The 26,394-nt window shown below is 62.7% G+C and carries 25 protein-coding genes; 13 read left to right on the plus strand and 12 right to left on the minus strand.

Annotation, left to right across the window (positions count from 1 at the left end; genetic code table 11):
• Positions 1-264 carry a metal-sensing transcriptional repressor gene (locus AC0L2Z_RS27215; protein ID WP_027154260.1) on the minus strand — a complete coding sequence of 88 codons (264 nt, stop codon included), beginning with the start codon at positions 262-264 and terminating at the stop codon, positions 1-3.
• Between the two features lie 289 nt (positions 265-553).
• On the opposite strand from AC0L2Z_RS27215, the gene AC0L2Z_RS27220 reads away from it, so the two are divergent.
• Both AC0L2Z_RS27220 and AC0L2Z_RS27225 read left to right on the plus strand, forming a co-directional pair.
• Positions 554-769, plus strand: a complete 216-nt coding sequence (locus tag AC0L2Z_RS27220; protein WP_023799088.1) for a hypothetical protein — start codon at positions 554-556, stop codon at positions 767-769.
• A gap of 288 nt (positions 770-1,057) precedes the next feature.
• Positions 1,058-1,816 (plus strand): pseudouridine synthase, encoded by a 759-nt coding sequence (locus tag AC0L2Z_RS27225; RefSeq protein ID WP_473629818.1) that lies wholly within the window; start codon positions 1,058-1,060, stop codon positions 1,814-1,816.
• A gap of 287 nt (positions 1,817-2,103) precedes the next feature.
• Here AC0L2Z_RS27225 and AC0L2Z_RS27230 read toward each other — a convergent pair whose 3' ends face one another.
• From AC0L2Z_RS27230 to AC0L2Z_RS27240, 3 genes are all read right to left on the minus strand, one after another.
• Positions 2,104-3,834, minus strand: coding sequence for a Na/Pi cotransporter family protein (locus AC0L2Z_RS27230; RefSeq protein ID WP_473629790.1), 1,731 nt, complete (start codon positions 3,832-3,834; stop codon positions 2,104-2,106).
• A gap of 87 nt (positions 3,835-3,921) precedes the next feature.
• A complete protein-coding gene (gene pstS, locus AC0L2Z_RS27235) occupies positions 3,922-5,007 on the minus strand; it encodes a phosphate ABC transporter substrate-binding protein PstS (protein WP_473629791.1) in 1,086 nt (361 codons plus the stop codon).
• Positions 5,008-5,465: 458 nt separating this feature from the next.
• Positions 5,466-6,206: a 2OG-Fe(II) oxygenase gene (locus tag AC0L2Z_RS27240; RefSeq protein ID WP_473524574.1), complete on the minus strand. Its 741-nt coding sequence runs from the start codon at positions 6,204-6,206 to the stop codon at positions 5,466-5,468.
• 184 nt (positions 6,207-6,390) lie between these two features.
• On the opposite strand from AC0L2Z_RS27240, the gene AC0L2Z_RS27245 reads away from it, so the two are divergent.
• The 4 genes from AC0L2Z_RS27245 to AC0L2Z_RS27260 all read left to right on the plus strand — a co-directional run bounded on the left by AC0L2Z_RS27245 (position 6,391) and on the right by AC0L2Z_RS27260 (position 11,362).
• Entirely contained in the window at positions 6,391-7,788 is a 1,398-nt protein-coding gene (locus AC0L2Z_RS27245) for an NfeD family protein (protein ID WP_473629792.1), read from the plus strand.
• On the plus strand, positions 7,785-8,549 hold the full coding sequence (locus tag AC0L2Z_RS27250; protein ID WP_023799095.1) for a slipin family protein: 765 nt from the start codon (positions 7,785-7,787) through the stop codon (positions 8,547-8,549). The genes AC0L2Z_RS27245 and AC0L2Z_RS27250 overlap by 4 nt, the downstream gene beginning before the upstream one ends.
• 293 nt (positions 8,550-8,842) lie before the next feature.
• Complete coding sequence (locus tag AC0L2Z_RS27255; RefSeq protein ID WP_473629793.1) at positions 8,843-9,373, plus strand: putative pterin-binding protein; 531 nt, start codon at positions 8,843-8,845, stop codon at positions 9,371-9,373.
• Positions 9,374-9,394: 21 nt separating this feature from the next.
• Complete coding sequence (locus tag AC0L2Z_RS27260; RefSeq protein ID WP_473629794.1) at positions 9,395-11,362, plus strand: putative bifunctional diguanylate cyclase/phosphodiesterase; 1,968 nt, start codon at positions 9,395-9,397, stop codon at positions 11,360-11,362.
• A gap of 70 nt (positions 11,363-11,432) precedes the next feature.
• Here AC0L2Z_RS27260 and AC0L2Z_RS27265 read toward each other — a convergent pair whose 3' ends face one another.
• Complete coding sequence (locus AC0L2Z_RS27265; protein ID WP_091598752.1) at positions 11,433-11,699, minus strand: hypothetical protein; 267 nt, start codon at positions 11,697-11,699, stop codon at positions 11,433-11,435.
• A gap of 149 nt (positions 11,700-11,848) precedes the next feature.
• Here AC0L2Z_RS27265 and AC0L2Z_RS27270 point away from each other — a divergent pair, with 149 nt between their 5' ends.
• The 5 genes from AC0L2Z_RS27270 to AC0L2Z_RS27290 all read left to right on the plus strand — a co-directional run bounded on the left by AC0L2Z_RS27270 (position 11,849) and on the right by AC0L2Z_RS27290 (position 16,768).
• Positions 11,849-12,784: a hypothetical protein gene (locus AC0L2Z_RS27270; RefSeq protein WP_473629795.1), complete on the plus strand. Its 936-nt coding sequence runs from the start codon at positions 11,849-11,851 to the stop codon at positions 12,782-12,784.
• A gap of 135 nt (positions 12,785-12,919) precedes the next feature.
• A complete protein-coding gene (locus tag AC0L2Z_RS27275; RefSeq protein WP_287240750.1) occupies positions 12,920-13,780 on the plus strand; it encodes an FAD binding domain-containing protein in 861 nt (286 codons plus the stop codon).
• Positions 13,780-14,256, plus strand: a complete 477-nt coding sequence (locus AC0L2Z_RS27280) for a (2Fe-2S)-binding protein (protein WP_023799102.1) — start codon at positions 13,780-13,782, stop codon at positions 14,254-14,256. The genes AC0L2Z_RS27275 and AC0L2Z_RS27280 overlap by 1 nt, the downstream gene beginning before the upstream one ends.
• Before the next feature lie 2 nt (positions 14,257-14,258).
• Complete coding sequence (locus AC0L2Z_RS27285; RefSeq protein ID WP_287230053.1) at positions 14,259-16,535, plus strand: xanthine dehydrogenase family protein molybdopterin-binding subunit; 2,277 nt, start codon at positions 14,259-14,261, stop codon at positions 16,533-16,535.
• Positions 16,523-16,768: a MoaD/ThiS family protein gene (locus AC0L2Z_RS27290; RefSeq protein WP_023799104.1), complete on the plus strand. Its 246-nt coding sequence runs from the start codon at positions 16,523-16,525 to the stop codon at positions 16,766-16,768. Before AC0L2Z_RS27285 ends, AC0L2Z_RS27290 begins: the two co-directional genes overlap by 13 nt.
• 208 nt (positions 16,769-16,976) lie before the next feature.
• Here AC0L2Z_RS27290 and AC0L2Z_RS27295 read toward each other — a convergent pair whose 3' ends face one another.
• From AC0L2Z_RS27295 to AC0L2Z_RS27310, 4 genes are all read right to left on the minus strand, one after another.
• Entirely contained in the window at positions 16,977-18,533 is a 1,557-nt protein-coding gene (locus AC0L2Z_RS27295; RefSeq protein WP_473629796.1) for a serine hydrolase, read from the minus strand.
• 126 nt (positions 18,534-18,659) lie between these two features.
• Positions 18,660-18,842, minus strand: coding sequence for a hypothetical protein (locus tag AC0L2Z_RS27300; RefSeq protein WP_023799106.1), 183 nt, complete (start codon positions 18,840-18,842; stop codon positions 18,660-18,662).
• A gap of 212 nt (positions 18,843-19,054) precedes the next feature.
• Positions 19,055-20,884: an adenylate/guanylate cyclase domain-containing protein gene (locus tag AC0L2Z_RS27305; RefSeq protein ID WP_473629797.1), complete on the minus strand. Its 1,830-nt coding sequence runs from the start codon at positions 20,882-20,884 to the stop codon at positions 19,055-19,057.
• A gap of 394 nt (positions 20,885-21,278) precedes the next feature.
• Positions 21,279-22,169 (minus strand): LysR family transcriptional regulator, encoded by an 891-nt coding sequence (locus AC0L2Z_RS27310; RefSeq protein ID WP_128246965.1) that lies wholly within the window; start codon positions 22,167-22,169, stop codon positions 21,279-21,281.
• Between the two features lie 103 nt (positions 22,170-22,272).
• Between AC0L2Z_RS27310 and AC0L2Z_RS27315 the strand changes: the two genes are divergently transcribed.
• Together AC0L2Z_RS27315 and AC0L2Z_RS27320 are read left to right on the plus strand one after the other, a co-directional pair.
• Entirely contained in the window at positions 22,273-23,142 is an 870-nt protein-coding gene (locus AC0L2Z_RS27315; protein WP_473629798.1) for an SDR family oxidoreductase, read from the plus strand.
• Positions 23,143-23,181: 39 nt separating this feature from the next.
• Complete coding sequence (locus tag AC0L2Z_RS27320) at positions 23,182-23,655, plus strand: AtaL-like protein (protein ID WP_473629799.1); 474 nt, start codon at positions 23,182-23,184, stop codon at positions 23,653-23,655.
• A 101-nt stretch (positions 23,656-23,756) separates the two neighbouring features.
• Here the strand turns inward: AC0L2Z_RS27320 and AC0L2Z_RS27325 are convergent, their stop codons facing one another.
• From AC0L2Z_RS27325 to AC0L2Z_RS27335, 3 genes are read right to left on the minus strand one after another with little or no spacing between them, the layout of a single operon-like run.
• Positions 23,757-24,515, minus strand: coding sequence for an ABC transporter permease (locus AC0L2Z_RS27325; protein ID WP_473629800.1), 759 nt, complete (start codon positions 24,513-24,515; stop codon positions 23,757-23,759).
• Positions 24,512-25,288 carry an ABC transporter ATP-binding protein gene (locus AC0L2Z_RS27330; RefSeq protein WP_031254866.1) on the minus strand — a complete coding sequence of 259 codons (777 nt, stop codon included), beginning with the start codon at positions 25,286-25,288 and terminating at the stop codon, positions 24,512-24,514. The genes AC0L2Z_RS27325 and AC0L2Z_RS27330 overlap by 4 nt, the downstream gene beginning before the upstream one ends.
• Positions 25,288-26,334: an ABC transporter substrate-binding protein gene (locus AC0L2Z_RS27335; protein ID WP_023799113.1), complete on the minus strand. Its 1,047-nt coding sequence runs from the start codon at positions 26,332-26,334 to the stop codon at positions 25,288-25,290. The genes AC0L2Z_RS27330 and AC0L2Z_RS27335 overlap by 1 nt, the downstream gene beginning before the upstream one ends.
• Between the last annotated feature and the right edge of the window lie 60 nt (positions 26,335-26,394).

Consider the following 26,394-nt stretch of genomic DNA (forward strand, 5'->3'; position numbering starts at 1 on the left):
TCACAAATATTTCGCCAGTTGCTTGAGTTCCGCCAGCGAGTTGCCGCCGGCTTCCGCGGTGTCCGTCAGGCAATGCTCGATATGATCGTGGATCAGTTCGCGCTTTGCGCTGCTGATGGCGCTCTCCACGGCGTGGAGCTGCTGCGCCAGGTCAACGCAAGGACGATGCGCCTCGAACATCGACAGCACCGCCGCAAGATGGCCTTGCGCGCGCTTCAGACGCTTCACGATAGCCGGATGCGAACGATGAATGCCCTCGGACATGCCTGTTTTGTATCCTCCCCGGGAGGATCCGGTCAAATCTTCTTTTGAGCTCACCTTGCCGGCGAGTCCGTCACAAATCGAAGAATGACGGCCAGCCACCTCCTGCGGGTCACCCGCCGGCGGCGGCGGCCCGTATTATTTCGTGACCATGTTGCGCCGGAACCTTCCCCTCGCACCAGCGTTCGGGGCGCTGTATTCGCGATGCCTTATTTTTTGGGCAAACATGATAGGCGACGGGCGAATACCGGTGGGGAGGCAAAAGGCATGGGTCGGGGAGGAGCATGTTGTCATGTCGAACCGTGAAATTGGAACGTCCCACACATTGGGGCTGCGCATCGCTGATCTCAAAGCCAGGATGCGGAGCGCCCGGATTACCGAGCACGAGATGAAAATTTTTCAGAAGGTAGCCGCTGTCATGGGAGCAGGTGAAGGCTCCCTGCGGATCGATGCCGACGACCTGATTGCCGCATCTTTCGTTGTCGAGGACGAGCCCAGGGCAAACTGAAGATCGTGGCGCCCCCGGCGATCAGCCAGGCACCACGTCGGAGGCCAGCGAAGCGGCGTGCGAGGCTCGCGATGTTGGCGCTCTACGGCGCCCCTCTGTCCCGCTGACCTTGCCAGAATGTCCGAGGCGCTCGGTCGCAACGAAGGCGCCCTAGCTCACACTTCCGGATACTCGTATACGAGGATACCCACACGGGTGGCTTTCTGTTAGGGCGTGGAAACGCTTTTGCCAGGGCTGGAGATGGGCTGGCGGGAAAGACCTGACTTGCCGGAACGATCACGCAAAACCATGGCGCCACGGCCGAACGCCGGCCGGCCCAACCCAGGCGTCAGTTCCCCCAGCGTCAGCCTTTGCCGTGCGCTGTCAAAGCTTGGGCTGTGCTCGCGCAAGCAGGCGGAAATTCTGGTCGCCGAAGGGCGCGTCCGGGTCGCCGGCAAAATCGTGCGCAACGGCTCGCTGCGCGTCGATCCCGGCCGCGATCGCATCGAGGTCGACGGCAGCCGCGTCGTCGCCGAGCGCAAGGTCTACCTGATGATCAACAAACCGCGCGGCCTGGTCACCACCCGCGACGACCCGCAGGACCGCGGCACCGTCTACGACTGCCTGGCAGAACTCGACCTGCCTTTCGTGTCGCCGGTCGGCCGCCTCGACAAGGCCAGCGAAGGCCTGCTTTTGATGACCAATGACACCCGTTTCGCCCAGCGCCTGCTCGACCCCGCCTCGCACGTCGCCAAGGTCTATCATGTGCAGATCGGCGCCCTGCCCGACGCGGCCCTGCTGGCGCGGTTGCGCGCCGGCGCCACGGTCGATGGCGAAGATTTGACGGCGCGGTCGATCGACATCCTGCGCAGCGGCGCCAGCACCGCCTGGCTGGAAGTCACCCTCGACGAGGGCCGCAACCGCCACATCCGCCGGCTGCTCGGCGCGCATGGCGTCGACGTGCTTCGCCTGGTGCGGGTGGCGATCGGCCGCTTGCGGCTCGGCGACCTCGCCAAGGGCAAGGCCCGCCACCTCACGGCCGAAGAACTGGCGCTGTTTCAATGCTGAGCGAAGGCGCCGAAGCGACCCGGCAAAGCGGAACGGCAAGCCCATCGCTTCAGGTTGGCACGGCCCCTCACCTGCCTGCCGGCATCCTCTCCCCGTATAGTGACGGGGAGAGGGCACTCTCTTCGCCGGTTTCGCCAATCACCAGCGTTGCAGAATATTCACCTAGGTCGCCGCCAGCCACTTCTCCCCGTCACTATACGGGGAGAAGTGCCCGGCAGGGCGATGAGGGGCGGCGCCGACTTCGATAATTCGTCGCCTCTAATGCGAACGCGCTATGTCCCGCCCCGCTACTCGGCCGGGACCGGGCTGAGGCCGGGATCGCCCATCGCGTGCGGCCTGGTTTCCTTGCGTGCCGACGCCCGGGCGAGCACGCTTTGCCGGTTGACCGATTTGCGCTCGGCATCGATGCGCTGGATCAGGATTTCCGCGCGTTCGATCGACCCGAGCAGGGCCAGGATCGTGCCGCGTTCGGCGGCGCCCGCATTGGGTCCGAGCGCCAGCGTGCGGGCACGCAGTTCCTCGACCTCCGGCAGATTGACATGTCCGGCCGGCACCTTCGGGTCGGAGATGCCGTAAGTCGGCAAGATCTGTCGCAGCGAGGCATCGAGCTTGCTCAGCCCGACGTCGACGATGGCCTGCGCCGGACCGCTGAACTTCTCGCGCCTGACGCGGCGCGCCACCTGATGCATCGATTCCGTCAGGGCGGCGGTGAAGTCGGCTTCCTCGATCAGGCTGGCGATCAGGTCGAGCTGGTCGTAGGGCAGGTCTTCCTTCATCAATTCGGCGGTGTAGGCGCGGATGTCGCGGCTGAGGATATCGGTTGCGAGGTAGTGCTCGCCCGGATCCGACGGCGCCTTCTTCGACGAGCGGGCGATGTCGAGGAACATGGCGCCGGCTTGCAGATGGCGGGCCGTCTCCTGCTGGACAGCGGGAACGGCCTTGGCGAAATCGCCGGCTAGCTTGCGGTCGAGGAATCGCGGCGTCGAGAAATCTTCCGTGTCCTCGGCATCGGTGTGACCGACACGCGACAGGACCCGCTCGAACACCCCGATGAACGGAAACAGCAACAACGTGTTGAAGACGTTGAAGAAGGTCGAGTAGAGGCCGACCGCGACCGGCACCAGGGGAAAGGTCTCCTTGCCGTCGACGATCACCGGAATGGCGGGATCGCCGCCGAAGAACTGCATGGCCCATTCCAGGACCTGCATGGAGACGAAGAACAGCGGGATGGTGATGCACACGCCGATGATGTTGAAGGAGATGTGGGCGTAAGCGGTGCGCTTGGCGTTTTTCGAAAGATTGAGCGAAGCCATCCACGAGGTGATCGTGGTGCCGAGATCGGCGCCGAGCGAGAAGGCGACGGCCGTCGTCCAGTCGAGAATGCCGGCAGCGCCAAGGCCCATGACAATGCCGATCGTCGCCGAGGACGAATGGATCATGGCGGTCACGCCGGCGGCGATGAACACGCATTTGAGCAGGTTGAGATAGGAGTCGGCCGTCAGTGTTTGCAGCAGTGCCATGACTTCGGGCAGATTGCGCAGCGGGCGCAGGCCGCCGGTCATCAGGTTGAGGCCATAAAAGATCAGCGCGAAGCCCATGCCGGCAAGCGCTATGTTCTTGACCTTCTCGCTTTTGGCAAAGCAGTAAATCAGCGAGAACACGCCGGCCAGGATCAGTCCGAGCGGACCGAGCGGCAGGGCGATGAGCCCGTTGCCGAGCGTGGTGCCGATATTGGCGCCCATGATCACGCTGATCGCCGGTCGAAGCGCGATGACGCCGGCATTGACCAGGCCGACGACCATGACGCTCATCGCCGTCGACGACTGGATGACGCCGGTGATCAGCGTTCCCGCCAGCACGCCCTTGATCGGCGTTCCGGCGGCCCTGGCGAGAAAGGCGCGCATCCGGTTGACCGACAGCGCCTGGATGCCGTTGGCCATGAAGTCGAGGCCGAGCATGAAGATGCCCAACCCGCCGATCACCGGCACGAGGATGTCCTTGAAGATATCGATGTCCATGTCACGCAGTCCCCAACAAGCCGCCATCACGGCGCGATATGACGTTCAGTTCAGGCGCTGCGCCAAGCAGCAGCCTGGTTGTTCCGCTCAGTTTCCGACGGGCTCCTGCCCTGCCCAGTATTGCTCGATCCGGGCGACCAGCGCCTTCGGCAGCGGCACGTAGCCGAGCGCGGCGGCGTCATCCGCGCCGTGCGCGAAGGCGAGCCGGAAAAGGTCGTGCACGCGGCGATAGCGATGTTCCGAACGGCCCGAGACCTGAACGACCGCGAACACCGCCGTGCTGATCGGATAGGCGGCATCGCCGTTACGATCGGTCAGCGAAGCGAAGAAGTCGGTCGTTTGCGCCCAGTCGATCGATGTCGCGGCAGCCTGCACGCCCTCCGGCTCCGGCTTGACGAACTTGCCGGATTTGTTCTCGATCAGCGCATAGGCAAGGTTGGCGCGCTGGGCCTGGCCGGATTCGGCATAGGCGATCGCGCCCTTCGTGTCGTGCACGGTTTGAATAAGGTTCTGTGTGCCTTCCGCGTCAGTGCCGAGCGGCCACGAGATCAGTGTATTGGCGCCGTATTTGGCCTTCCACTCCCCGCTGACCGCCGACAGGTATTCGGTGAAGACAAAGGTCGAGCCGGAGCCATCCTTGCGGTGAACAACGCTGATCCTGAGATCGGGCAGCGTCAGGTCCGGATTCACCGCCTTGATCGCGGGATCGGACCATGACTGGATCTTGCCCAGATAGATGTCGGCCAGCACCGGCCCCGTCAGGCGAAGGCTTCCCGGGCCGATGCCGTCGAGATTGACGACGACGGCGATGGCGCCCATCACGATCGGAAACTGCTGGCGGCCAGCTTTCCCAAGTTCGGCGGCATTGATCGGCGCATCCGTCGCGGCAAAGTCGATGTCCGGCTGGTCGAGACGCAGAACGCCGGCGAGCGAGCCAACGATTTCGTAGTCGACCTTCCAGTCGGGCGAGACATAGTCCCCGCCGTCGGCGCGGGCGCTCTCGTAGGCCGTTGCCCATTTGCCGATGATCGGGGCGGCCAGTGTCGATCCGGCGCCGCGGATAGGCTCAGCCTGCGCAGCGGCCCCGACCATCAAGCCAACAGCAAGCGCGATGGCGCCGCTTATCTTCGCCGATTTGCGCCGCAGTGATGCAAAGCTTGCTGGAAACATCATGGCGACCCCCGACGCGCGAACAAATAGCTACTTTTCAGTCTTGGCAGATATCGACAGTCATCCGCCCGGCGAACGAACGCCGTCAGAGAAACAACATCGCTCACCGTATGAACCTTGGTTAACGATCGGATGACAAAGATCTTTGCGGGTGAGATTTTTTATTTTTCCGCGATTGCCGCGGTTGCCTGAAGAATTGTTCGGCAGCCAATCGCTTCAGCTTTGCGCTGCCCCTCACCTGCCTGCCGGCACCCTCTCCCCGTATAGTGACGGGGAGAGGGGCGCTCTCATCGATGGTTTCGCCAATCACCAGCGTTGCAGAATATCCGCCACGGTGCGACCAGTCCCTTCTCCCCGTCACACGGGGAGAAGTGCCCGGCAGGGCGATGAGGGGCGGCGCCGACTCCGACAACTGATCCCCTTGGCACGAAGTTGCTGGTCGCCTCCACGCAGGGACAGCCCTATTTCGCGTCGTGGAAGATAATGCCGACGGTATGGCGCAGGCCGGAGCGAATCCGGCTGACGCCGTGCCTGAGATTGACGCGGTAGCTGCCTTTGCTGCCCTGGACCGGACGATTGTGGACCGCGAAGGCGACTGCGTCGCCCTGGCGCAGCGGCACCACCTCGGCGCGGCTCTGCATGCGCGGGCGCTGTTCGGTCAGCACGAACTCGCCGCCGGTGAAATCCTTATCCGGTTCGGACAGCAGGATTGCCACCTGCAGCGGGAACGCAAGCTCGCCGTAGAGATCCTGATGCAGGCAGTTGAAGTCGCCGGGACCATATTGCAGCAGGAGCGGCGTCGGCCGCGTCTGGCCCTGCTCGTGGCATTGCTTGAGGAACGCGGCGTGTTCGTCCGGGTAGCGCTGCGCGACGCCCATGCGTTCGTTCCAGTCGTTGGCGACGGCGGCAAGGCGCGGATAGAGCGCGGTGCGCAAGCCGCCGATCAGCTCGGGCAAGGGATAGCGGAAATAGCGGTACTCGCCCTTGCCGAAGCCGTGCCGCGCCATGTGGACATGGCTGCGGAAATGGCTTTCGTCGGGATACAGCCCGGCGATCTCCCGGCATTCTTCTGGTGTCAGCAGCTTTTCCATCACCGCGCAGCCATAGAAGCTCATCTCCTCGGCCAGTGCCTGCCAGTCATATCCGGCGACGCGCGCTTCCGCCGATCGGACCGCTGCTGCTGGAACCGTGTGCATGGTCATAGCTCTGCTCCTCTGGCTTCATCGGCTTCTGCCATCAGATGGGTGAAGCAGCGCACACAAACCACCCGTTTCCTGCCAACCGGTTTAGGCACAACGCAAGGTTGCCATGGATCAGCTTCACCGCCGCGACGCAGCATGGATTTTGGCAAAATCGAGCCCATATCCCTGATAGGGAGCTTTGAGCGTGAAACTCGCGCGTGTAGCCCTGATTGCCGCGGCTTTTGTAGCCGCTGTGGCTGTTTGTTCTTCTTCCGCAGCAACAGGAGAAGCAAACGGCCAAGGGAGGACTGCGCTGCGCATCGAGATAGACGGCGCCATCGGTCCGGCGAGCGCCATGCAGTTCGAGGAAGCGCTGGCGGTGGCCGCAGAACGGAACGCCGAGGTTTTCATCCTGCAGATGAACACGCCGGGCGGGTTGGTCACCAGCATGCGTGAGATCATCGCCGACATCCTCGCCTCCCCGGTTCCCGTCATCGGCTATGTCGCGCCCGCCGGGGGGCATGCGGCGAGCGCCGGAACCTACATCCTCTACGCAACCCATGTGGCGGCGATGGCGCCCGGCACCAATCTGGGCGCGGCAACGCCCATCGAGATGGGCGGGCCGATGCCATCCTTTCCCGGCGACGACAAGAACAATGGCCCGGAAGCCGGCAAGGACCCGAAGAATCCACCGGCGGGCAATGCGATGATCGCCAAGGCGACGAACGACGCGGTTGCCTTGATCCGCAGCCTGGCCGAACTGCGCGGGCGCAATGCCGATTGGGGTGAAAAGGCGGTGCGCGAGGCGGCCAGCCTGTCGGCCAGCGCGGCACTGCAGGAAAATGTGATCGACTTTGTCGCCCGCGACACGACCGAACTGCTTCAGCTGGCCGACGGCCGGACGGTCGAGATCGCCGGCAGGAAAAAGGTGCTGGCGACCAAAAGGCTGCCGGTTGAAACGCTCGAGCCTGGCTGGCTCATCCGGCTTCTCGCCGTCATCACCGACCCGAACATCGCCGTCATCCTGATGCTGATCGGCGTTTATGGCCTCGTCTTCGAGTTCACCAGCCCGGGCGCGGTCGCGCCAGGCGTGATCGGCACGATCTGCCTGCTGCTCGGGCTCTATGCGCTCAATCTCCTGCCGATCAGCTATGCCGGCCTTGCCCTGATGCTGCTTGGCATCATCTTCCTCGTCGTCGAGGTCTTTAATCCCACAGTGGTGCTTGGGCTGGGAGGCGTGGCTGCGTTTCTGCTGGGCGCTGCCATGCTGCTCAGGATCGAAGGTCCCGGCTTCGAGATGTCGTGGGCCGTCATCGGCACCGCCGCCATCCTGACGCTCGGCCTGGCGCTGCTGACCGGCAGCTGTCTGTGGGCGGCCCGCAAGAACGTTCCGCGTGTTGGCGCCCAGGCCATGCAAGGGCTGCCGGCCAAGGTCCTCGACTGGCAGGGCAGCGAGGGACACGTGCTGGCCCGGGGTGAGCGCTGGCGGGCGAAAGCCGACGAACCCATTGCGGTGGGCGACAGCGTCGAGGTGGCTGATGTCAGGGGTCTCGTGCTGACGATACGGCGCCGCAATGTGCGAAGCGATGGAGCAAGGCAATGATGCTCGGATATGTGGCCTATCTGGTGGCAGCGCTCGTCGTGGTCATGTTCCTGTCCGCGGCCATTCGCATCCTGAGGGAATATCAGCGCGGTGTGGTCTTCACGCTCGGCCGCTTCACCGGGGTCAAGGGGCCCGGCCTGATCATCCTCATCCCTTTCGTGCAGCAGATGGTGAAGGTCGACCTGCGAGTGGTGGTCCAGGACGTGCCGCCGCAGGACGTGATCTCGCGCGACAACGTCTCGGTGAAGGTCAACGCAGTGCTGTATTTTCGTATCGTCGACGCCGAGCGGGCGGTGATCCAGGTCGAGGACTTCATGACCGCCACCAACCAGCTCGCACAGACCACGTTGCGCTCGGTGCTCGGCAAGCATGAACTCGATGAAATGCTGGCCGAACGCGACAAGCTCAACAGCGATATCCAGGAGATCCTCGATCAGCGGACCGATGCCTGGGGCATCAAGGTCTCCGATGTCGAGATCAAGCATGTCGACCTCAACGAGAACATGGTCCGCGCCATCGCCAAGCAGGCCGAGGCCGAACGGCTGCGGCGTGCGAAAGTGATCAATGCCGACGGCGAACAGCAGGCGGCGGCAAAACTCGTCGAGGCCGGCAAGATGCTGTCCGAGACCCCGCAGGCCATGCAGCTGCGCTATTTCGAGGCGCTCCATGACATCGCCGGTGAACGCTCGTCGACGGTGGTGTTTCCGGTGCCGATGGATTTGCTCGGCCATTTCATCAGGCCGACCGGCGAGAAGACGTGAGCTCGAAGGCCGGCGATCCTTCAACCCCCTCTGCCCTGGCAGGCATCTCGCCCCACAACAATGGACCACTTCGTGGGGGCGAGGAACCCAAGCTGGAATGAGGCCGCGATCCTTCATGCCGGCCATCTCCGCCACGAGCGGAGATCGGCAGGTCGCCGCTGCGCGCCAATCAACCGTTCGTTGGCCGAACAGGGCTAACGGAAAAATCAGACATTCATGGCAATGTTGAACCCGCCCGAATGAAAGTCAGGCGACGGCTGGGTGCTGGCCCATCGAGAAGAAAAGGATTGCGCATGTCATCCTTGCTCAACACCGGACGTTCATCGCTCAAGCGCAGTCTGATCATGCTGGCAGTCCTGGCCTTTTGCATCTTGCCGGCCGGGGCGTTGGAGCCCGTTGATCTCGCGGAATCGCCAGACACTGTGGCCTTCAATGTTCAGAACAACGGCAAGTCGGTCCCAGTCACGTTGCGACAGCTGGAAAAGCTCGGTCTCTACCGGGTCACCACCGCAAGTCCATTTGAAAAAGGGCAGCTGACATTTGAAGGCGTCCTGTTCCGCGACGTGCTCAAGCTCGTTGGATTGGAAGGCGAGGATTCCGTTGTTCTGCGGGCGGTGGACGAATATGTGCAGATAATTCCGCGCCAGGATTGGACGGAAGGTCCTCTCCTGCTTGCCACCCGCCAGAATGGAAAATTGCTGACCCGGCGCACGCAAGGTCCGACCCGGCTGGTCTATCCGCTCAACGACCACCCGGCCTTCGACACGCCAGTCCACAAACCACGGTGGGTCTGGCTGATCAAGACGCTCGAGCCTGGCGGCTGATCGAGCTCCGGCGTGGCTCGAATGGCACGCTTTGAAGGCTGGCGCGTTCCCGTCACCTACGGGACCGCCATCGCGGCTGCAGCAGCCAGCTCTGCGGTCCTGATCACCGTACTGTTTCTCAGCCTCAGCAAGATCGAATATTCGCTGCCGCGGTTCGGCTTTTTCGCCATCCGCGAGTTCCATATTGCAATACGCGATGTAACTCACCTCAAGGACATGACATCGCTCGCCAAGGCCGCCCCCGGCTCTGCAGACAGCCTTGAGCAGTTATCAGCGGCGAACGACCTGGTCTACATCCGCTTCAAGCGGATCGACGGCACCGGGACGGCAAGCGAGATTCCCGCCTACGCAAGTATCGTTCCGCGTATCGTTGACGCGGTGACACGGCTTGATGCCATGATTGCGGCCGGGCTGCCTCTCGACGAAAAGATTTTGAAGGAAATGGGGTTGGAGCTCGAGCATCTCGTAGCGAGGATGAACGACGAATATTACAAATATGGAGATGAGATCAACGTGGATCTCTATTCGGCGGAAAAAAGCCTGAAGAAATTCAACTACCAGATTGCATTCGCTCTGGCGGTCTTGTCGCTGCTGGCGATCGGAACTGCCGTATTGCTTATCGGCCGTCGGGAAACGATAAGGAAACTGGAGTTTCTGGCCTGGCGCGACGCGACGACGGAACTGAAGAACCGTGCCTGGATGTCAGCCAACAGGGACGTGATGCTGGACCGGGCAAGGCTGGCCGGCAAGCAGCTCCGCCTTTTCCTGATAGATTTGGATCATTTCAAGAGCGTGAACGATACGTTCGGTCATCACATCGGTGATCTCCTGCTGAAAGCCGTCGCCGAAATCCTGCAATCGGTCGAACGGCCCGACGAAGTTGTCGCCATCCGTCTGGGCGGCGACGAGTTTGCCGTCATGGCGATCGGGGACCGGCACGCGGCAGCCGATGCGCTCGGCGATCGGCTTCGCGAGCAATTGAACCGGTTTGCCGAACTCGCGGGCCACCACGTGCGGATGGGAGCCAGTATCGGCATGGCGTGTTTCCCCGAACATGGTTCGGATATTTCCACCCTGTTGCGCAACGCAGACAGCGCTCTTTATGTCGCCAAAGCGGAAGGACGTTCTGGCTTCGTGACGTTCTCGCCTGCAATCCTCAATCAGTTCGATATGCAGCTCGGCGAAGAGGCCGGGATCAAGCGTGCGCTTAACTGCGACGAGTTCTTTCTGGTTTGGCAACCGCAGTTCGAGCTGGCAACCGGCCGCATGATCGGCGCCGAGGCGCTGGTGCGCTGGCGCGACCCCGCTTCGGGAGCGATTCGTCTGCCGATGTCATTCATTCCAATTGCCGAACGAAGCGACCTGATACTTGAAGTCGACAAGGTTGTGCTGAGCAAGGCTTGCCTGCAGGCAGCTCGATGGGCGCCACTATCTGCCGATGATCTCGTTTGCTCGGTCAATCTTTCGGGCAAAAGCCTTCAGAACGATGCGTACTTCGCCCACCTTGTTCTGGTGCTGCAACAAACAGGACTGCCGCCGTCGCGCCTGCAACTGGAAATAACCGAGGGGGTGCTTATCCAGAACAGCCGAAACGCCTTGAACATGCTGACGGAAATTCGAAATATCGGCGTCGGTCTGGCACTCGACGATTTTGGATCCGGCTATTCAAGTTTCGGCTACCTTGCCGATTTCAACCTCGATCGGCTGAAGATCGACCGATCGTTCTTGAGCGGTCTGGAAGCGTCGAAGAAAAAACAGAACGTCGTTCGAGGCATTATAGCACTGGCCAATTCCCTTGGCTTGACCGTTCTGGCAGAGGGGGTGGAAAACGAAGCGCAGCTCGATTTCCTGATCGCCGAGCGTTGTCACAGCGCTCAGGGGTTTTTCCTGTCACAACCGATCGAAGAAAATCGGCTGACGAACCACCTGGCTGCGAGGCGAGGCAGGATGAAAGATACGGACAAGTTCAGGCTGGGCCTTTCTGCGTAGAGCATTTGCACAGAAGATGTGGTCCTAAGCCTGAAAGCGTCGCTGCCGGCCGGCCTGCAGATGCGAAATCCTATGCGAACAAGCCGACCGCTCGATCGTAAAAATGGTCGAGAGCGCAGCGCCTGGCGGCAATCCGGGCGGCTTCAACCAATTCCTCGCGACCCGAGGCGCCGTCCTTGTAGGTTGCGATGACCACGCGCGCGATCATTTCGGCGTCCTCGTTGTCGAGCTCCGCTTCGCCGGACCGCAAAATTTCCCGAACCACACCCCTCAAGAGATCCAGTTCAATGGTTGAAAAGACGCCCATATAGGGCGCGGATTTGCACTCCACGGCCATCTGAATTCCTCCCGCCGTGACGATATCAAACACTCGGCAGATTACAACTAAAGTATTAGGCGAGCGCGCGCTTTGGGGGTCGCCCATAGGCGTTGAAACGGAATGGGATTAGTCTGCGCGGTCCGGGGCTTCAGGGACGCGGCAAGAGAATGGATTTCAGTTCAGGGCAAGGCTATTTCCTCATCGGCGGCCTCATCCTGGTCGGTGCCGGGCTGCTGATCCTTTCGCTGATCGTCAATGCTCGTGTGGCGCACAGCGTGCGCCACGACATGCGCCATCGTGAAAAGTTGCTGGAATATTACCGCAACATCTTTTCCCAGCTCGGCGTCATCCTGATCGGAATTGGCGTTTCTCTGTTCATCTTCTTTTTTCAGCAGAATTATCAGGACCAGCGCAAACGCGAAACGGAGCTCCAGCTGGTTCTTGCCAAACTGGCCGCGCGCATTGCTCGCGGGGCTGCCGTCGTCGAATACCTCAGCGAATTCGATGCGCTGCTGGATCATGGCGGACCCTATACCAGTCCGGAACTCGGCGGGACCAACGCCGCGATCAGCGCGCATGGGGCGGAACTCGGCAAGCAGGTCGCCGAGATCCTTTTGGTTGAGCGCGACGTTGAAGTTCAAGCGTTCGAGATCCTGAACCTGTCGCGCGATTTCGAAGCATCGTTCGTCGTCAACGAACTCGATCCCATGCTGTGGTTCAACATCGTCCAGGATGAGAGCGAGATCAAATATGCCACCACTCAGCTCGCCCTCGACTACAAGGACCTGCAGGATGCGATCGGCGGCGAGCCAATCGCGGTTGCGATTGCAAATCCTGAAAAGGAGGCAAAGATCAAGCAGGAGGTGCTCGACATCTTTTATGATACTGACCTCTTGCGCCAGCGCAGCCGGAGACTTCTCGGCCGTGCGTGCTGGCTTTTCAGCAAGGGGCGCAGCTTCGTCAAGCTTGGACCGGTCGACGAGATCGAGGCCGAAGCCAGGTCGCACCAGGAATGGATCGATCGGTCGAAACGCTTCCTGACGCAGTTGAAGTCGGGAAGCGGCGATTGTTTCAAATTGCTCCAGTTCAACCCGGCGCCCTGAGTTGAGAACGCGCCGGCAAGAGGCCCGTCGCCCCGCCGCGGCCTGGCCTAATCGCTGCTCATGCAGAACCGGATGACCATTCCAATCCAAGGCTCTATAACAGGCCGACAGAATTGCGATGATCAAGGGGAGACGATGCGCTACATACGTCCGCTTTCAATGGAAGATGCCGTTGGCCAGTTGGCCGGCTCGCCCGGCACCGCCGCCATTCTCGCCGGAGGCAGCGACCTCCTGGTGAGAATGAAAGGCGGCTTTATCGAGCCCGACCTTATCGTCGACATCAAGTCGATCGACGGACTGGGCGAGATCGGGGAAACGGCGGAGGGCTTCAGCATCGGTGCCGCGGTCCCCTGCGCCCTGATGGGAGAGAGCGCGGCCTTGAACAGGGAATGGCCGGGCGTCGTCGAAGCGGCCAAGCTGATCGGCTCCAAACAGGTGCAGGGACGCTGCACGATCGTCGGCAATCTTTGCAACGCCTCGCCGGCCGCCGACAGCGTGCCGGCGCTGGTGGCCGCCGGCGCCAGGGCATCGATTGTCGGGCCAGGAGGCAGGCGCACGGTCGCGGTGGAGGCAGTCCCCACCGGGCCTGGCAAGACGTCGCTCGCCAAGGGAGAAATCATCGAGGCGATCCTGCTCGACAGGCGGGCGCCGCGCTCCGGCGATGCCTATCTGCGTTTCATTCCACGCACGGAGATGGACATCGCCGTGGTCAGCGCCGGGGTGAACCTGACGCTCGATGAGCAAGGCGTCGTCAAATCGGCCCGCGTCGCGCTGGGCGCAGCGGCACCGACGGTGCTGCTGGTGGAAGAGGCGGCCGAGGCCCTCATCGGCAGGAAGCTGGACGAAGCAGCACTTGAGCGGCTCGCCAAGGTCTGCTCGGGGGCCTGCCGCCCCATCGACGACAAGCGGGGCACCGTCGAGTTCAGAAGAAAAGTTGCGGGTGTGCTGGCCAGGCGGGCCGCCACGACCGCCTATGCGCGTGCAGGAGGCAAGTGATGGCTGGTGTAGCAGTTTCAACGACAATCAACGGCGACAATGTCGAGTACCTTTGCCAGCCGGACGAGACGCTGCTCGACGTGCTGCGCGACCGCCTCGGGCTGACCGGCGCCAAGGAAGGCTGCGGCACTGGCGACTGCGGCGCCTGCAGCATCATCCTCGACGACCGGCTGGTGTGCTCGTGCCTGGTGCTTGGCGCGGAGGCCGAAGGCCGGCGCGTCGAGACCATCGAGGGCATGGCGCATGGCGACAGCCTGCACCCGCTGCAGCAGAAGTTCCTCGAGCACGCAGCGCTGCAATGCGGCGTCTGCACGCCGGGTTTCCTGATCGCGGCGAAAGACCTGTTGGCCAAGAACCCCGACCCGACCGAGGAGGAAATCCGCTTCGGCCTGGCCGGGAACCTCTGCCGCTGCACCGGCTATGACAAGATCGTGCGCGCCGTTCAGGACGCCGCAAGCGTGATGAAGGGAGCCTGACGATGAACTTCGATCCGCGCTATTCCGGACGCAATTTCGCCTCCGTCGGCACGCGTCCCATCCGCCCCGACGGCGTCGACAAGGTAACGGGCCGCGCGCGCTATGGCGCGGATTTCAACATGGCCGGCCAGTTGGTCGGGCGTGTCCTGAGAAGCCCTCACGCGCACGCCACGATCAGGAAGATCGACACCTCGAAGGCGGAGAAGCTCAACGGCGTGAAGGCGGTGATCACCGCGGCCGACCTGCCCGACCTCACCGACGGCGATGCCGCCATGTACGACATCCTCGACAACTGCATGGCGCGCAAGAAGGCGCTCTATGACGGCCATGCGGTGGCCGCGGTCGCCGCGGTCGACGCCCGCACGGCAAGGCAGGCGCTGAAGCTGATCGAGGTCGACTATGAAGTGCTGCCGCATGTGACCGATGTCGACGAGGCGATGAAGCACTCGGCGCCCGTGCTCGACGACACCATCTTCACCGAGGGCCTTGAGCAAAAGCCCGTCAAGCCGTCCAACGTCACCAAACGCAGCCAGTACGGCCATGGCGACATCCATGAGGGATTTGGCCAGGCCGATTACGTCGTCGAACGCTCCTTCAAGACCGAGCAGACGCACCAGGGCTATATCGAGCCGCATGCCTGCGTGGCGAGCGTCAGTTCCGACGGCACCGCCGACCTCTGGGTCTGCACGCAAGGCCATTTCGTCTACCGCCAGCACTGCGCTCAGCTGCTTGGCATGGAAGCCTCCAAGCTGCGCGTCACCTCGTCGGAAATCGGCGGCGGTTTCGGCGGCAAGACACACGTCTGGGCCGAGCCGGTGGCGCTGGCGCTCTCGCGCAAGGCCGGCCGGCCGGTCAAGCTGGTAATGACGCGCGACGAGGTGTTCCGCGCCTCCGGGCCGACCAGTGCCACCTCGATCGACGTCAGGATCGGCGCCCGCAAGGACGGCACGATCACCGCGGCCGAGGCGACGCTGCGCTATTCCTGCGGCCCCTATGCCGGCATGTGGGCCGAGCTCGGCGCCATGACCGCGTTCGCCTGCTACAATCTCGCTAACGTCAGGACGGTCGGCTACGAAGTGCTGGTCAACCGGCCAAAGACGGCGGCCTATCGCGCGCCATCGGCGCCGATGGCGGCGTTTGCAGTGGAAAGTGCCGTCGACGAGCTGGCCAAGGAGATCGGCATGGATCCGGTCGAGTTCCGGATCAGGAACGCCGCCCAGGAAGGCACCCGATCGTCCTACGGCCCGGTTTACGGCCCGATCGGCATCGGCCCGACGCTGGAGGCGGCGAAGAACCATCCGCACATGCAGGCGCCGCTGGGTAAGAACCAGGGCCGCGGCATGGCTTGCGGCTTCTGGTTCAACTTCGGCGGCCAGACCTGCACCGACCTCAACATCGGCATGGACGGCTCGGTCTCGCTTGCCGTCGGCACGGTCGATGTGGGTGGTTCCCGCGCGTCGCTGTCGCTGGTGGCGGCGGAGGAACTCGGCATCGCCTATGAGCAGATCAAGGCGGTGGTCGCCGACACCTCCAGCCTCGGCTACAACGACATGACGGACGGCAGCCGCGGTACCTTCTCCTCCTCGATGGCGACGATCTCGGCCGCCCGCAACGCCATCAAGATCCTGCGGGAACGCGCCGCGCAGATGTGGGATGTTCCCGTCGACGACGTGCTCTGGGAAAACGGCCACGCCATCGCCAAAGGCGAGAAGTACGGCAACCTTGCGGCGCTGTCTCTGAAGGAGATCGCGGCCGGGTCAGGAAAGACCGGCGGGCCGATCGCCGGCCACAGCGAGCTCGTCGCCGACGGCGCCGGCGTCTCCTTCGCCACCCATATCTGCGATATCGAGGTCGATCCGGAGACCGGCGCCACGAGGGTGCTGCGCTACACGGTCGTGCAGGATGCCGGCAAGGCGGTGCACCCGACCTATGTCGAGGGGCAGTACCAGGGGGGTGCCGCGCAAGGCATCGGCTGGGCGCTCAACGAAGAGTACGTCTACGGCAAGGACGGGCGGCTGCAGAACCCCGGCTTTCTCGACTACCGCATCCCGGTCTGCTCCGACCTGCCGATGATCGACACGCAGATCCTCGAGATCCCCAATCCCAACCACCCTTACGGGGTGCGGGGCGTCGGCGAAACCTCGATCGTGCCGCCGCTGGCGGCGATCGCCAATGCGGTGTCGAACGCCGCGGGCGTGCGGATGACGCATATCCCGATGTCGCCGCCGCGGATTCTCGCGGCGATCGAGGCGGAACGGGGAGGCCGATGGTCGAAGTAACGCTCTGGGGATCGCTCGGCGCAATCGCCGGAGGCAAGAGCAAGGTCGAGATCGAGGCGAAGGATATTCGGGAGCTGTTCAGGAAGCTGGCTGAGCAGTATCCCGGCTTCGAGCCCTACATCGACCGCGGCATCGCAGTCGCCATAGACGGGGTTATCTATCGCGACACCTGGTCGAAGGAATTGCCGCAGGGCGCTGAGATATTCCTGCTGCCGAGACTGGCGGGAGGATAGTTGGCACCATCTTACCTCGGAGCGCTGCTGCGGTGCAGAACCTTTGATCGCGGAGGAACAGCGCGAGGGGGCGCGAAAGATCGCTACAGAGCGCTTTTATTCTGAGCCGCAGCATTCTTCGGCTTATGTAACGGAATGGATCCCAGGGTCTGCGCCGCGTCGCTTCGCTCCTTGCTCCGCCCCAGGATGACGAAGGCGCAGAGGAACTCTAATCTCCGACGCGCTGCAGTGTGCCGAGATGATTGTCGTCGAGAAACTCTATGGTCATGGCCGACGCCTTGCCGTCGGGGCCGACGACAAAGCCCACGCCCGATGGCCTGTCCGGCGTCTCGGCGTCCGGGAAGGTCAGGAAGAGGTCGCCGTCGAAATCCTTCAACGAATATGACCGGGCGCCGGCCGGCCCGACCTTGAGCACAAGAGTGTCTCCCGCAGTCGACACGACCGCATCGCCGATGAAGTCGTTGGAGTAACGGCCTGCATAGGCGCTGGCTGGCCGGGCCGGACTTGCCGGAGACGGTGGCGCGGCATAGGTGGCCTTGGCCGCCGCGATTGCCGGGCCGAACAGACCCGCATAGGTATCGTTCCATGCCTTGATCCAATCCTTCTCGACCGTTCCGTCGAAGACGAGATCGGCGAAACTGTCGGACAGCCCCTCCGGCACCCCTGTCGAAAAGGCGTTGGCGACGATGACGATGCCAAGCTTCTCCTCAGGAAAAACTGTCACCAGGGTACGGGCGCCGACGCTGAAGGCGCCGGCATGGCCCCAGCTCAGGCCGTGCCGGCCGAATTCGACATTCCAGCCGAGGCCGTAGAAGGACGTGCCGCCTGAGACGGGGTTCCTGCCGCGCGCCATCAGCGGAACATGCGTCTGGTCCAGTGCATCTGCCTTAATGAGCGTCTCGCCGCCATAGACCCCGTTGCCGAGCACGAGGCGCACCCATTGCGAGAGATCGCGCGCCGTGGAGCTGACGCCGCCCGCGGGCGCCTGCGCATCCGGATCGCGCTTTACCTTCGCGGCCCAGACGCCGTCGATCTTGACGTGGAGCGCGGCGCGATTGGCCTGCTTGATGAAGTCCGCATGACGGGAGCTGGTCGAGGTCATTCCAAGCGGCCGGTAGAGCTTCTCCTCGGCGACCTCCTCCCACGATTTGCCTGTCGGCTTCGCGGCCGCGGTGGCACCCTCGGTCAGTCCGAAATTGCTGTAGGAGTAGCCGGCGCGAAAGCTCGACGATGGCGACACGAAGCGCAGACGACGCAGGATCTCCGCGCGATCGTAGCCAATGTCCTCAAGATCGTCTCCGGCGGTGCCGGGAAGCCCGCTGCGGTGCGAAAACAGGTCGCGGACCGTGAGTTCACTGGTCGGATAGGGCTCGGCGAGCCGGAAGGCGGGATCGAGATCGACGATTTTCGCATCCCAGGATACGATGCCCTCGCTGACCAGCGCCGCCACTATCGTTGCCGAGACTGGCTTGGAGAGGGAGGCGATCTGGAACACCGTGTCGGCGTCGACGGTCTCCGGCTTGCCGGCCTCGCGACGCCCGAACCCTCTGAGAAAGACCACCCTGTCGTCATGCACGACGCCGATGGCGAGACCAGGTACGGCACCGTCCGCGACGACACCTTCGGCGAGCAGTTCGAGCTTCGACAGGGCGGCAGTGATCCGGTCGGGCGTAAGGCTGTCGGCCGACGCCGCCTGCGGCGAAAGCACCATGACGGCGATGAAGGCCAACGTCCCCCAACGGCGGAAATTCCGACCCAACCCCACGCTCGAGCTCCTCCCCTGCAAGCACTGTCATACTACAGGCCGACGCAGGGAAGGCCAGCCCTCGCCTGCGCGATACAGCAAAGTCCGCTGCGCGACGCCAAGCGGCCATCCCCGGTAGCCAACCGGTCAAAAATATCGAACGGACCATCGCTCGGCGGCGACGACAGTCATGAAGAACCCGAACGACAACAGCGATGAGAGCACGATAGCGACGTCGAGCCGGTCGGACCAATAGTTGAAGGTCGCGTCGACGATCGTCGCCAAGACCTTGTCGGACCGGATCCATTCGCCAACGATCGCGCCGATCACCGCGGTCGCATCGCGGCGGTAAGCGCCGGAGGCGGACCCTGGTGGTGAAAGCCTGACGCTTGCTACCCGACGCGTAGGGCAGCTCAGGGTGGAAAGTTCACGTTGCCGTCATCGATCTGAACTGACAGGAAGCGCCAATTTCCGACATTGGCACTCAGTCGCTAACCGACCATTCCAGAAGTTCCGGTGAGAGCCTAGCGCACGGACAGCCGTCACTCCTCCGGCAAGCCCGCGAACCGCATGTCCTTGATCCAGCGTTCGAGGCTTCCGGGGGCGGTCCATATCTTCTCCCACTTCCTGCGTTCTTTACTGATGGATTGGCCGGGAGAGTCTTTGAGGAAAACCGCAAGCGCTTCCCTTGCCTCCCGCTCGTTTCCCAGACAAGCGTGGATCCCCGCAAGCATTCGGTGTGCGCCTGTCGGGATTCTAGACATTTTCCGCATCGCCGCCAGCGCAGCCTGGCAATCGTTCTTTTCCCAGAGCGCCCAGCTCATCTGCCAGTGGAGCAAATCAGAGTGAAAAGGATCGATGCCCTTGGCCTGCTCGATCCGATCGATCGCTTCGTCGATGCGGCCAACATACAGCAGCGGGTCCGTACTGCCGTGAAGGATGCTTGAATTGCTGGGATTCAGCGCAATTGCCTGATCGAACTGTGCCAGGGCCTGCTCGATCTCTCCAGCTTCAGTATGGATGCGGGCGCGGATATGATGTGCCTCGGCATCGTCCGGAGCGAGCAGGATTGCCTTGTCGGCGTACTCGGCGCCACGCTTCAAGGCCTCGTCCCGGTTATGTTCCTTCTCGTGCCACCCGAATGTCACATCATGGCGATAGGACCAGGCCAGCCCGATATAGCCGAACTGGGCGTTTGGATCCGCTTCGATCGCCTTGAGGCTCAGTTGCCGCACCAGTTGGTTCCCCGCGGCCGTGAAAGCACTGCTGCGCATCTCGGCAATCGCCATCAGGTGATAGTGGAGCGCGCTGACCTGCGCGGCGTCGCTCTTTGGCAGGGGGCGCTGGATCCTGCGCCCGACCCGATCCGCAAGCGTGCGGATGATCTCCTCCTGGACGACGAACAGATCACCGATCTCGCGGTTGTAGGTGTTAGCCCACAGATGCGATCCGTCATGCGCATTCAGCAACTGGGCGGTCACTTGCAGCCGGTCTCCGATCTTCTGCTGGCTGCCTTCGAGCAGGTAGTCGACGCCGAGTTCATCTCCGATCTGCCTGGCGTCGGTGGGCTTGTCGCGGTACCTGAAACTCGAGTTGCGGGCGATGACGGCGTAAGTCTTGCTCCGCGAAAGCTCGGTGATGATCCCCTCGGCGACGGCGTCGCTGAGATATCCCTGATCCGCGCCGGCACTCATGTCATCGAAGGGAAGGACCGCAATCCTCGGCATGTCGCTCACTGTCGCCGACGGCCAGAACCGCCAGGTCGTCCCGGCCAAAACCACAATAAGGGCGAGCACCGCTGCTCCTGCCCAAACCCAGCGCGGAGGCGATGACCGCGCTGGTTGGCGTGGGGCTTGTCCCTCAAGGATGACGCGGAAGGCCTGCACCGGTTCGGCGATATTCTTCACCTTCTGCTCGCCCATCGGCTCGAAGCCGAACGCCAACTTCCTCTCAACCTCCCTGGCGACCTTTGCCGAGACACAGATGCCGCCTGGGTCGGCCAGCTGCTGGAGCCTGGCAGCGACATTGACGCCCTCGCCATACCGGTCCTCGCCCTCGACGATCACCTCGCCAAGATTGATCCCGATCCTGACCCGGATCCGCTGGTCCTCGGGAACGGCGGCGTTCCGTTCCGCCAGCCCGCGCTGCAGCGAGACGGCGCATTCCACGGCATCCACCACGCTGCCAAACTCGGCGAGCATCCCGTCGCCCATAAGCTTGAAAATCTGGCCGTGATGGCGGGCAATCTCGGGCTCAAACAGATCCTTGCGTCCGGCACGAAGGCGCTCGAAAGTGCCCGCCTCATCGCGCTCCATTAGAGTCGAATAGCCCACTACATCTGCGGCTAGAATTGCGGCAAGCTTGCGGTCCATTGTTGGCCTGGCCCCGGCGGATCATAGTATTGGTTGTTCCGATAAGAAACTGACCTCACCAGTACTCAGCAAATCGCTACTTTCCGCGCGTTCATTGATGGCTGATGCGGCGACGGTTGACCAATTTCGTATTCTACCACATTCAAGACATTCGAGCTTACCTGCCGGAATGGCTCGTTTGGGTCGGTTCTTGCCATCCACCGGCACCAAGCGTCAGACTTTCACCACTAGGTTCTGTTGACAAAGTGCATCGGAAGACAGGCCATAGTTCCAGCACATTTTGCTAAGCAGGCTGGCATGGGACGTGAGTTCATCCATGACGCTGGCAAAGCGCTTCTCAGTTTTCGTTTTTTTGTTGCATAGGACTTTCTACGCCCGAACGCGGGTTCGGTCATCACCTGCCAATATAGGCGGCCAGTTCGTCCGGCGTCCCATTTGGGAAGGCCTGTTTTAGAAAATTCAAGAACGCTGACACTCGCGCGCTGAGTAGCCGCCGAGATGGGTAGAGCGCCCATAGAGCGATCTCGGGGCCGTCGATATCCCCCCATAGTACCAGCGTGCCGTCAGCCAAGTCGTGGGCCACCAACGAAATGGGAAGACGTGCTGCACCGACGCCGGCTCGCACCGCATCCCGGACCATGACGAGCATCGACAAAGCGAGGACAGGCTCGATTGCAATTGTTGACCGGCCACCTTGTGTCTTCACGTGCCATGTTTGCCGATCGCCCGCCCAGCGCGCGACGCCAGGAGCGGCGAGTCCACCACTCGCGCGAGGAAGGTCAGGGCTCGCCACTACGACCAGGCGGTCGCGGAGAAACGCCCGTCCAACCAGGCTTTCGTCGGGATCTGGATTGACTCGGATTACCAGATCGTAGCCTTCCTCGATCATGTCAACAGGCCGATCCTCAGTCGTAACCTCCAGCCTCACCTCCGGATATTTAAGGGCAAACCCCGCAGCAATCCTCCCCATTGCGGTCTGAGAAAAAAGCAAAGGTGCGCTAATCCGTAATCTGCCCTTGGGTCTCTGACCGCCCGAGGCAATCGCCGAAGCTGTCTCGTCCAGTTCGGCAAGCAGCGCCCCTGTCCGCTCGAAGAGCGCCCGTCCTTCTTCGGTGAGCTTCAGGCTACGCGCACCCCGTTCAAACAGGCGCAGATCAAGGCTGCTTTCCAATTCTCCAACGCGCCGGGACAGGGTCGCCTTAGGCCGGCCGGTGGCCCTTGCCGCTTTGCCGAAACCACCGTGGCGGGCAACGAGATTAAAATCGGCGAGGGCAAGAAGATCCATGTATGTTCCACCAGCGAGACGGTGCGTCTAAAATTTCAGCCTGTTGGACGCTCAGTGAGCCACACATATTGGCCGTGTCAAGCAACCCAACAGGAGAAATTTCATGACCATTCTCGTTACCGGGGCCACAGGCAATATTGGCCGCCAAGTCGTCGAACACCTCGTCAAGCGCGGCGCTGATGTACGTGCTCTCGTCCGCGATCCGTCGAAAGCCAACTTCCCGGCAGGCGTATCCGTCGTGCAAGGCGACTTTCTCGATGTCGATTCGCTGCGCAAAGCCATGTCTGGAGTTTCCACTCTGTTCCTTTTGAACGCCGTAGTTCCGGACGAATTCACCCAAGCTTTGGTCGCGCTGAACGTCGCCCGATCGGCCGGTATCGAGCGGATCGTATATCTGTCGGTGATCCACGCTGACGGCTACGTGAACGTGCCCCATTTCGCTGGCAAGTTCGGCGTCGAGCGAATGATCGAGCAGATGGACTTCAAGGCTACGATCTTGCGCCCAGCTTACTTCATCCAGAACGATCTGATGATCAAAGACGTCATCACCGGCTATGGCACCTACACAATGCCGATCGGCGACAAGGGTCTCGCCATGATCGACGTCCGTGATATCGGCGAGATCGCCGCCCTTGAGCTGCTGCGCCGTGAACAGGCCGCAGAGCCGCTTGCGATCGACTGGATCAACCTCGTCGGTCCAGAGACACTGACTGGGGCGGATATCGCCGCCATCTGGTCAGACGTGCTCGCCCGCCCGATCAACTACGGCGGCGACAATACCGAGGATTTTGAGCAAAATCTCAAGCAGTTCGTGCCCGCCTGGATGGCCTACGACATGCGTCTGATGGGCGAGCGCTTCTTCACCGACGGGATGCTGCCTGGGGCCGGCGACGTCGAGCGCCTGACTGCCCTGCTCGGACGTCCACTGCGCCCATATCGAGCCTTCGCCTCGGAAACCGCTGCCTCCGCCTGACGGAAGCGCAGCCCCTGTCTGATCACAAGGACTGTCATCATGATTTATTCAACTGCCACAGTTCCGGTGAACCCGGAAGGCGAAGTCGCATTGACGCGCGCTCAAGTGTGGAAGGGTCTCGAGCTGAAAGCACGCGACGCCCGCTTGTTCCTTGTCACGGGTCTCTGCACCCGTTGCGACGTTGTGGAGGAAAGCGCTACCCACTTCGTGCGTGAGGCCACGATCGGTGGCCACGACCTGCGCGAAATCATCACACTCGAGCCGGAAAGCAAGGTCACCTTCTTCCAGGCATCCGGTCCGCGCGAGGGAGCGATTGTCAACGAACTGTTCGAAGATGGAGAAGGCGCACTGCAGCTTCGCTTCTACTGCTACATTGGCCTGCGCGGCAAAGAGCCAAACGGTCGCGAGGAGCAGGCCGAGCAGGCTCAGTTCGCCAGCGAAAACGGCTACAAGGCCGCCCTGCTGTCGACGCTGAAGCGGACCCGCGAACTGCTCGCAGCGGGAAAGCTCTAATCACCGCCAGAAACACAAGCAACAGGGCGGCTCTCAAGGAGGCGCCCTGCCTTCGCGGGAACAAATGATGCTACGTCCGTCGCCGACGCGTTCAGCCGCCTCTAACGGTATCGAACCGACCACCGCTCAGCGGCAACGACCGTCATGAAGAACCCGATCGACAACAGCGATGAGAGCACGATGGCGGCGTAGAGCCGGTCGGACTGGTAGTTGAAGGTCGCCTGGATGATCAGCGCGCCGAGACCTTTGTCGGAGCCGATCCATTCGCCGACGATCGCGCCGATCACCGCGGTTGCCGAGGCGATCCGCAGCGAAGCGAAAAACATTGGCAGCGCGCGCGGCAAGCGCAGGCGCCAGAATACTTCCCAGCGCGTCGCCGACAGCACGCGGAACAGCTCGTGCTCGCTGGGGCTCGCCGATTCCAGACCCCGGATCATGTTGATGAGCGTTGGGAAGAAACAGATCACCGCCGCGATCACGATCTTGGGCAGCATGCCGAGGCCGAAGATGAGGATGACGACCGGGGCCAGCGCCAGCACCGGGATCGTATTGAAGAACAGCACGACCGGAAAATAGGCCGCCTGCAGCGTACGGCTGTGAACGAAGACGACCGCCAGCAGCACTGCGGCGAGGTTGCCGAGCACGAAGCCGGAGAGCGCCTCGATGGCCGTCGGCCAGAGGTTCGACAGGAGAAGCGATCCGTTCCCGGCAAACACGCCCGCTATCGCGGTCGGCGTCGGAACGATGTAAGCGGGCACGCCGGCGAGCGGCAGCAGGAATTGCCATGCGAGAATAAGCGAGCCGGCGCCGAGGATCGGCAGCGCAGCCTGTGCGAATGGCGAAAGCGCGCCCTGGTTCACGACGCCGCTCCGAGGGCGGAGCGCATCCTGGCCATTGCCGCGACGATCGCCGGATCCTCGCGCGAGCATCTGTTGTCCGGCCCCTTCAGCGGACGAAGGTCGTGGTCGGCGACGATCCGTCCGGGATGGGCGGCAAGCACGATCACGCGCTGCCCGAGATAGACGGCTTCGGCAATGGAATGCGTGACGAACAGCACGGTCGTTCCGGTCCGCCGCCAAAGGTTCAGCAGTTCGTCGTTGAGGCGATCGCGGGTGATCTCGTCAAGCGCGCCAAACGGCTCGTCCATCAGAAGCAGACGTGGCTCGCCAAGCAGCGCCCGGGCGATAGCCAGCCTTTGGCGTTGTCCGCCGGAAAGCTGATGCGGCAGGCGCTCACCAAGCGCCGACAGCCCGACGAGTTCGAGCAGCTCGTCGGCGCGGTCGTCTATCATGCGCGACAGGCTGCGGCGGCCCACCTGGATCGGCAGCCGCACATTCTCGCGCGCCGTGCGCCACGGCAAAAGGGTCGAGTCCTGGAAGACAAAACCCACGCCCCGGCCGGAGCGCACCGCCGACGGCGTTTCGCCCATCACGCGTATCGTGCCCGCGAGCGGCGCCAGAAGATCGGCGACAACCCGCAGAAACGTCGACTTTCCGCACCCCGAAGGCCCGAGGATCGACAGGAATGTCCCGGCCTCGACTGTCAGTTCGAGACCGGAGATCACCGTCACGGGCGAGCGCCGGCCGGGATAGCCGACGTCGAGCCCGGAAGTTTCGATGGCCGGCGCGGCCATCAAGAGGCGGGCGCGCCGAGCTTCGGCCGATCAGCCGCACTGAGTTCGAGCACCTTCGTCGTATAGACGTCCTCGGCCTTCGGCCTGCCGTTTGGATACTGGCCAATCTGGTCAAGCAGCGCGATCTGGCTCTCGATCGAGGCAGGATCGAAGGTGCCCCATCCATCCTTTTTCGTGTTGTCGTCGAACGACAGTTTCAGCACCAGGGAAATCGTCTTCTTTTCCCAGCCTGCGTCGATCTCGGGATAGGCCGCGACGAGCTTGTCGACCGCCTGCTCGGGATTGGCGTGGACCCAGCCCCACCCCTTGGCGACCGCCCCGATGAATTTCGCCAGGGTCGCGGAATCGGATTCGATGGCGCTGTCGGTCGCGAAGTAGACGTTGGCATAGGACGCCAGGCCGAGCTCCGACAACAGCAGATCGATGCGATCGTCACCGACGACGCTGAGCGCCTGCGTGTTGGTGATCCAGCCGCCGATCGCATCGACGTCGCCACGAACCAACGGCGCCTTGTCGAACCCGACATTGACGATGGTGACCTCGGAAGGGTCGATCTTGTTCTTCGCGAGCATCGCGTCGATGGCGAAGCGCGCGGTCGGCTGCGTGCCGATCCGCATCCCCTTCAGATCCGCCACCGACCGGATCGGCTTCTCCGGTTTCGACGTCAGCGCATAGGGTCCGGTGCGATAGCCGCAGGCGATTATCCTCACCGGAACGCCGCTCGCCCGCGCGGCATAGAGTTGAGGCGATTCCGAGAATTGGCCGAGCTGGGCGGCACCGGACACCACCGGCGGCACGGTGGCGGCGTTCGGCCCGCCGGGGCTGAACTCCACTTCAAGCCCGGCTTCGCTGAAGTAGCCATTGGCGACGGCTGCGACGTCGCCGATCTGGCCGTTCGACATCAGCCAGTCATACTGGACCACGAGCTTGGCGGCTGCCGAGGCGCTGGCGCCAAACAGCTGAAGTCCCGGCCCGAAAGCCGCCAGGCCGGCGGCGCCGGCCTTCAGGATCGATCTGCGATTCCACTGCGATGCGTTCCCACTCATCTTCTTGCTCCTTTGTTGGACTGCTTGCATGCGGCGCGGCCCTTTCTTGCGAGGCCGTCG

The organism is Mesorhizobium sp. WSM4850 (genome assembly GCF_055811735.1).

What these genes read in the sequence shown, in the direction of transcription:
- AC0L2Z_RS27270 (WP_473629795.1), top strand. Translation starts at nt 11,849, where the DNA reads ATGGATTTCAGTTCAGGGCAAGGCTATTTCCTCATCGGCGGCCTCATC.
- AC0L2Z_RS27275 (WP_287240750.1), top strand. Translation starts at nt 12,920, where the DNA reads ATGCGCTACATACGTCCGCTTTCAATGGAAGATGCCGTTGGCCAGTTG.
- AC0L2Z_RS27290 (WP_023799104.1), top strand. Translation starts at nt 16,523, where the DNA reads ATGGTCGAAGTAACGCTCTGGGGATCGCTCGGCGCAATCGCCGGAGGC.
- AC0L2Z_RS27255 (WP_473629793.1), top strand. Translation starts at nt 8,843, where the DNA reads ATGTCATCCTTGCTCAACACCGGACGTTCATCGCTCAAGCGCAGTCTG.
- AC0L2Z_RS27315 (WP_473629798.1), top strand. Translation starts at nt 22,273, where the DNA reads ATGACCATTCTCGTTACCGGGGCCACAGGCAATATTGGCCGCCAAGTC.
- AC0L2Z_RS27320 (WP_473629799.1), top strand. Translation starts at nt 23,182, where the DNA reads ATGATTTATTCAACTGCCACAGTTCCGGTGAACCCGGAAGGCGAAGTC.
- AC0L2Z_RS27310 (WP_128246965.1), bottom strand. Translation starts at nt 22,169, where the DNA reads ATGGATCTTCTTGCCCTCGCCGATTTTAATCTCGTTGCCCGCCACGGT.
- AC0L2Z_RS27285 (WP_287230053.1), top strand. Translation starts at nt 14,259, where the DNA reads ATGAACTTCGATCCGCGCTATTCCGGACGCAATTTCGCCTCCGTCGGC.
- AC0L2Z_RS27335 (WP_023799113.1), bottom strand. Translation starts at nt 26,334, where the DNA reads ATGAGTGGGAACGCATCGCAGTGGAATCGCAGATCGATCCTGAAGGCC.
- AC0L2Z_RS27225 (WP_473629818.1), top strand. Translation starts at nt 1,058, where the DNA reads ATGGCGCCACGGCCGAACGCCGGCCGGCCCAACCCAGGCGTCAGTTCC.
- AC0L2Z_RS27250 (WP_023799095.1), top strand. Translation starts at nt 7,785, where the DNA reads ATGATGCTCGGATATGTGGCCTATCTGGTGGCAGCGCTCGTCGTGGTC.
- AC0L2Z_RS27240 (WP_473524574.1), bottom strand. Translation starts at nt 6,206, where the DNA reads ATGACCATGCACACGGTTCCAGCAGCAGCGGTCCGATCGGCGGAAGCG.
- AC0L2Z_RS27305 (WP_473629797.1), bottom strand. Translation starts at nt 20,884, where the DNA reads ATGGACCGCAAGCTTGCCGCAATTCTAGCCGCAGATGTAGTGGGCTAT.
- AC0L2Z_RS27330 (WP_031254866.1), bottom strand. Translation starts at nt 25,288, where the DNA reads ATGGCCGCGCCGGCCATCGAAACTTCCGGGCTCGACGTCGGCTATCCC.
- AC0L2Z_RS27265 (WP_091598752.1), bottom strand. Translation starts at nt 11,699, where the DNA reads ATGGCCGTGGAGTGCAAATCCGCGCCCTATATGGGCGTCTTTTCAACC.
- pstS (WP_473629791.1), bottom strand. Translation starts at nt 5,007, where the DNA reads ATGATGTTTCCAGCAAGCTTTGCATCACTGCGGCGCAAATCGGCGAAG.
- AC0L2Z_RS27230 (WP_473629790.1), bottom strand. Translation starts at nt 3,834, where the DNA reads ATGGACATCGATATCTTCAAGGACATCCTCGTGCCGGTGATCGGCGGG.
- AC0L2Z_RS27260 (WP_473629794.1), top strand. Translation starts at nt 9,395, where the DNA reads ATGGCACGCTTTGAAGGCTGGCGCGTTCCCGTCACCTACGGGACCGCC.
- AC0L2Z_RS27280 (WP_023799102.1), top strand. Translation starts at nt 13,780, where the DNA reads ATGGCTGGTGTAGCAGTTTCAACGACAATCAACGGCGACAATGTCGAG.
- AC0L2Z_RS27220 (WP_023799088.1), top strand. Translation starts at nt 554, where the DNA reads ATGTCGAACCGTGAAATTGGAACGTCCCACACATTGGGGCTGCGCATC.
- AC0L2Z_RS27215 (WP_027154260.1), bottom strand. Translation starts at nt 264, where the DNA reads ATGTCCGAGGGCATTCATCGTTCGCATCCGGCTATCGTGAAGCGTCTG.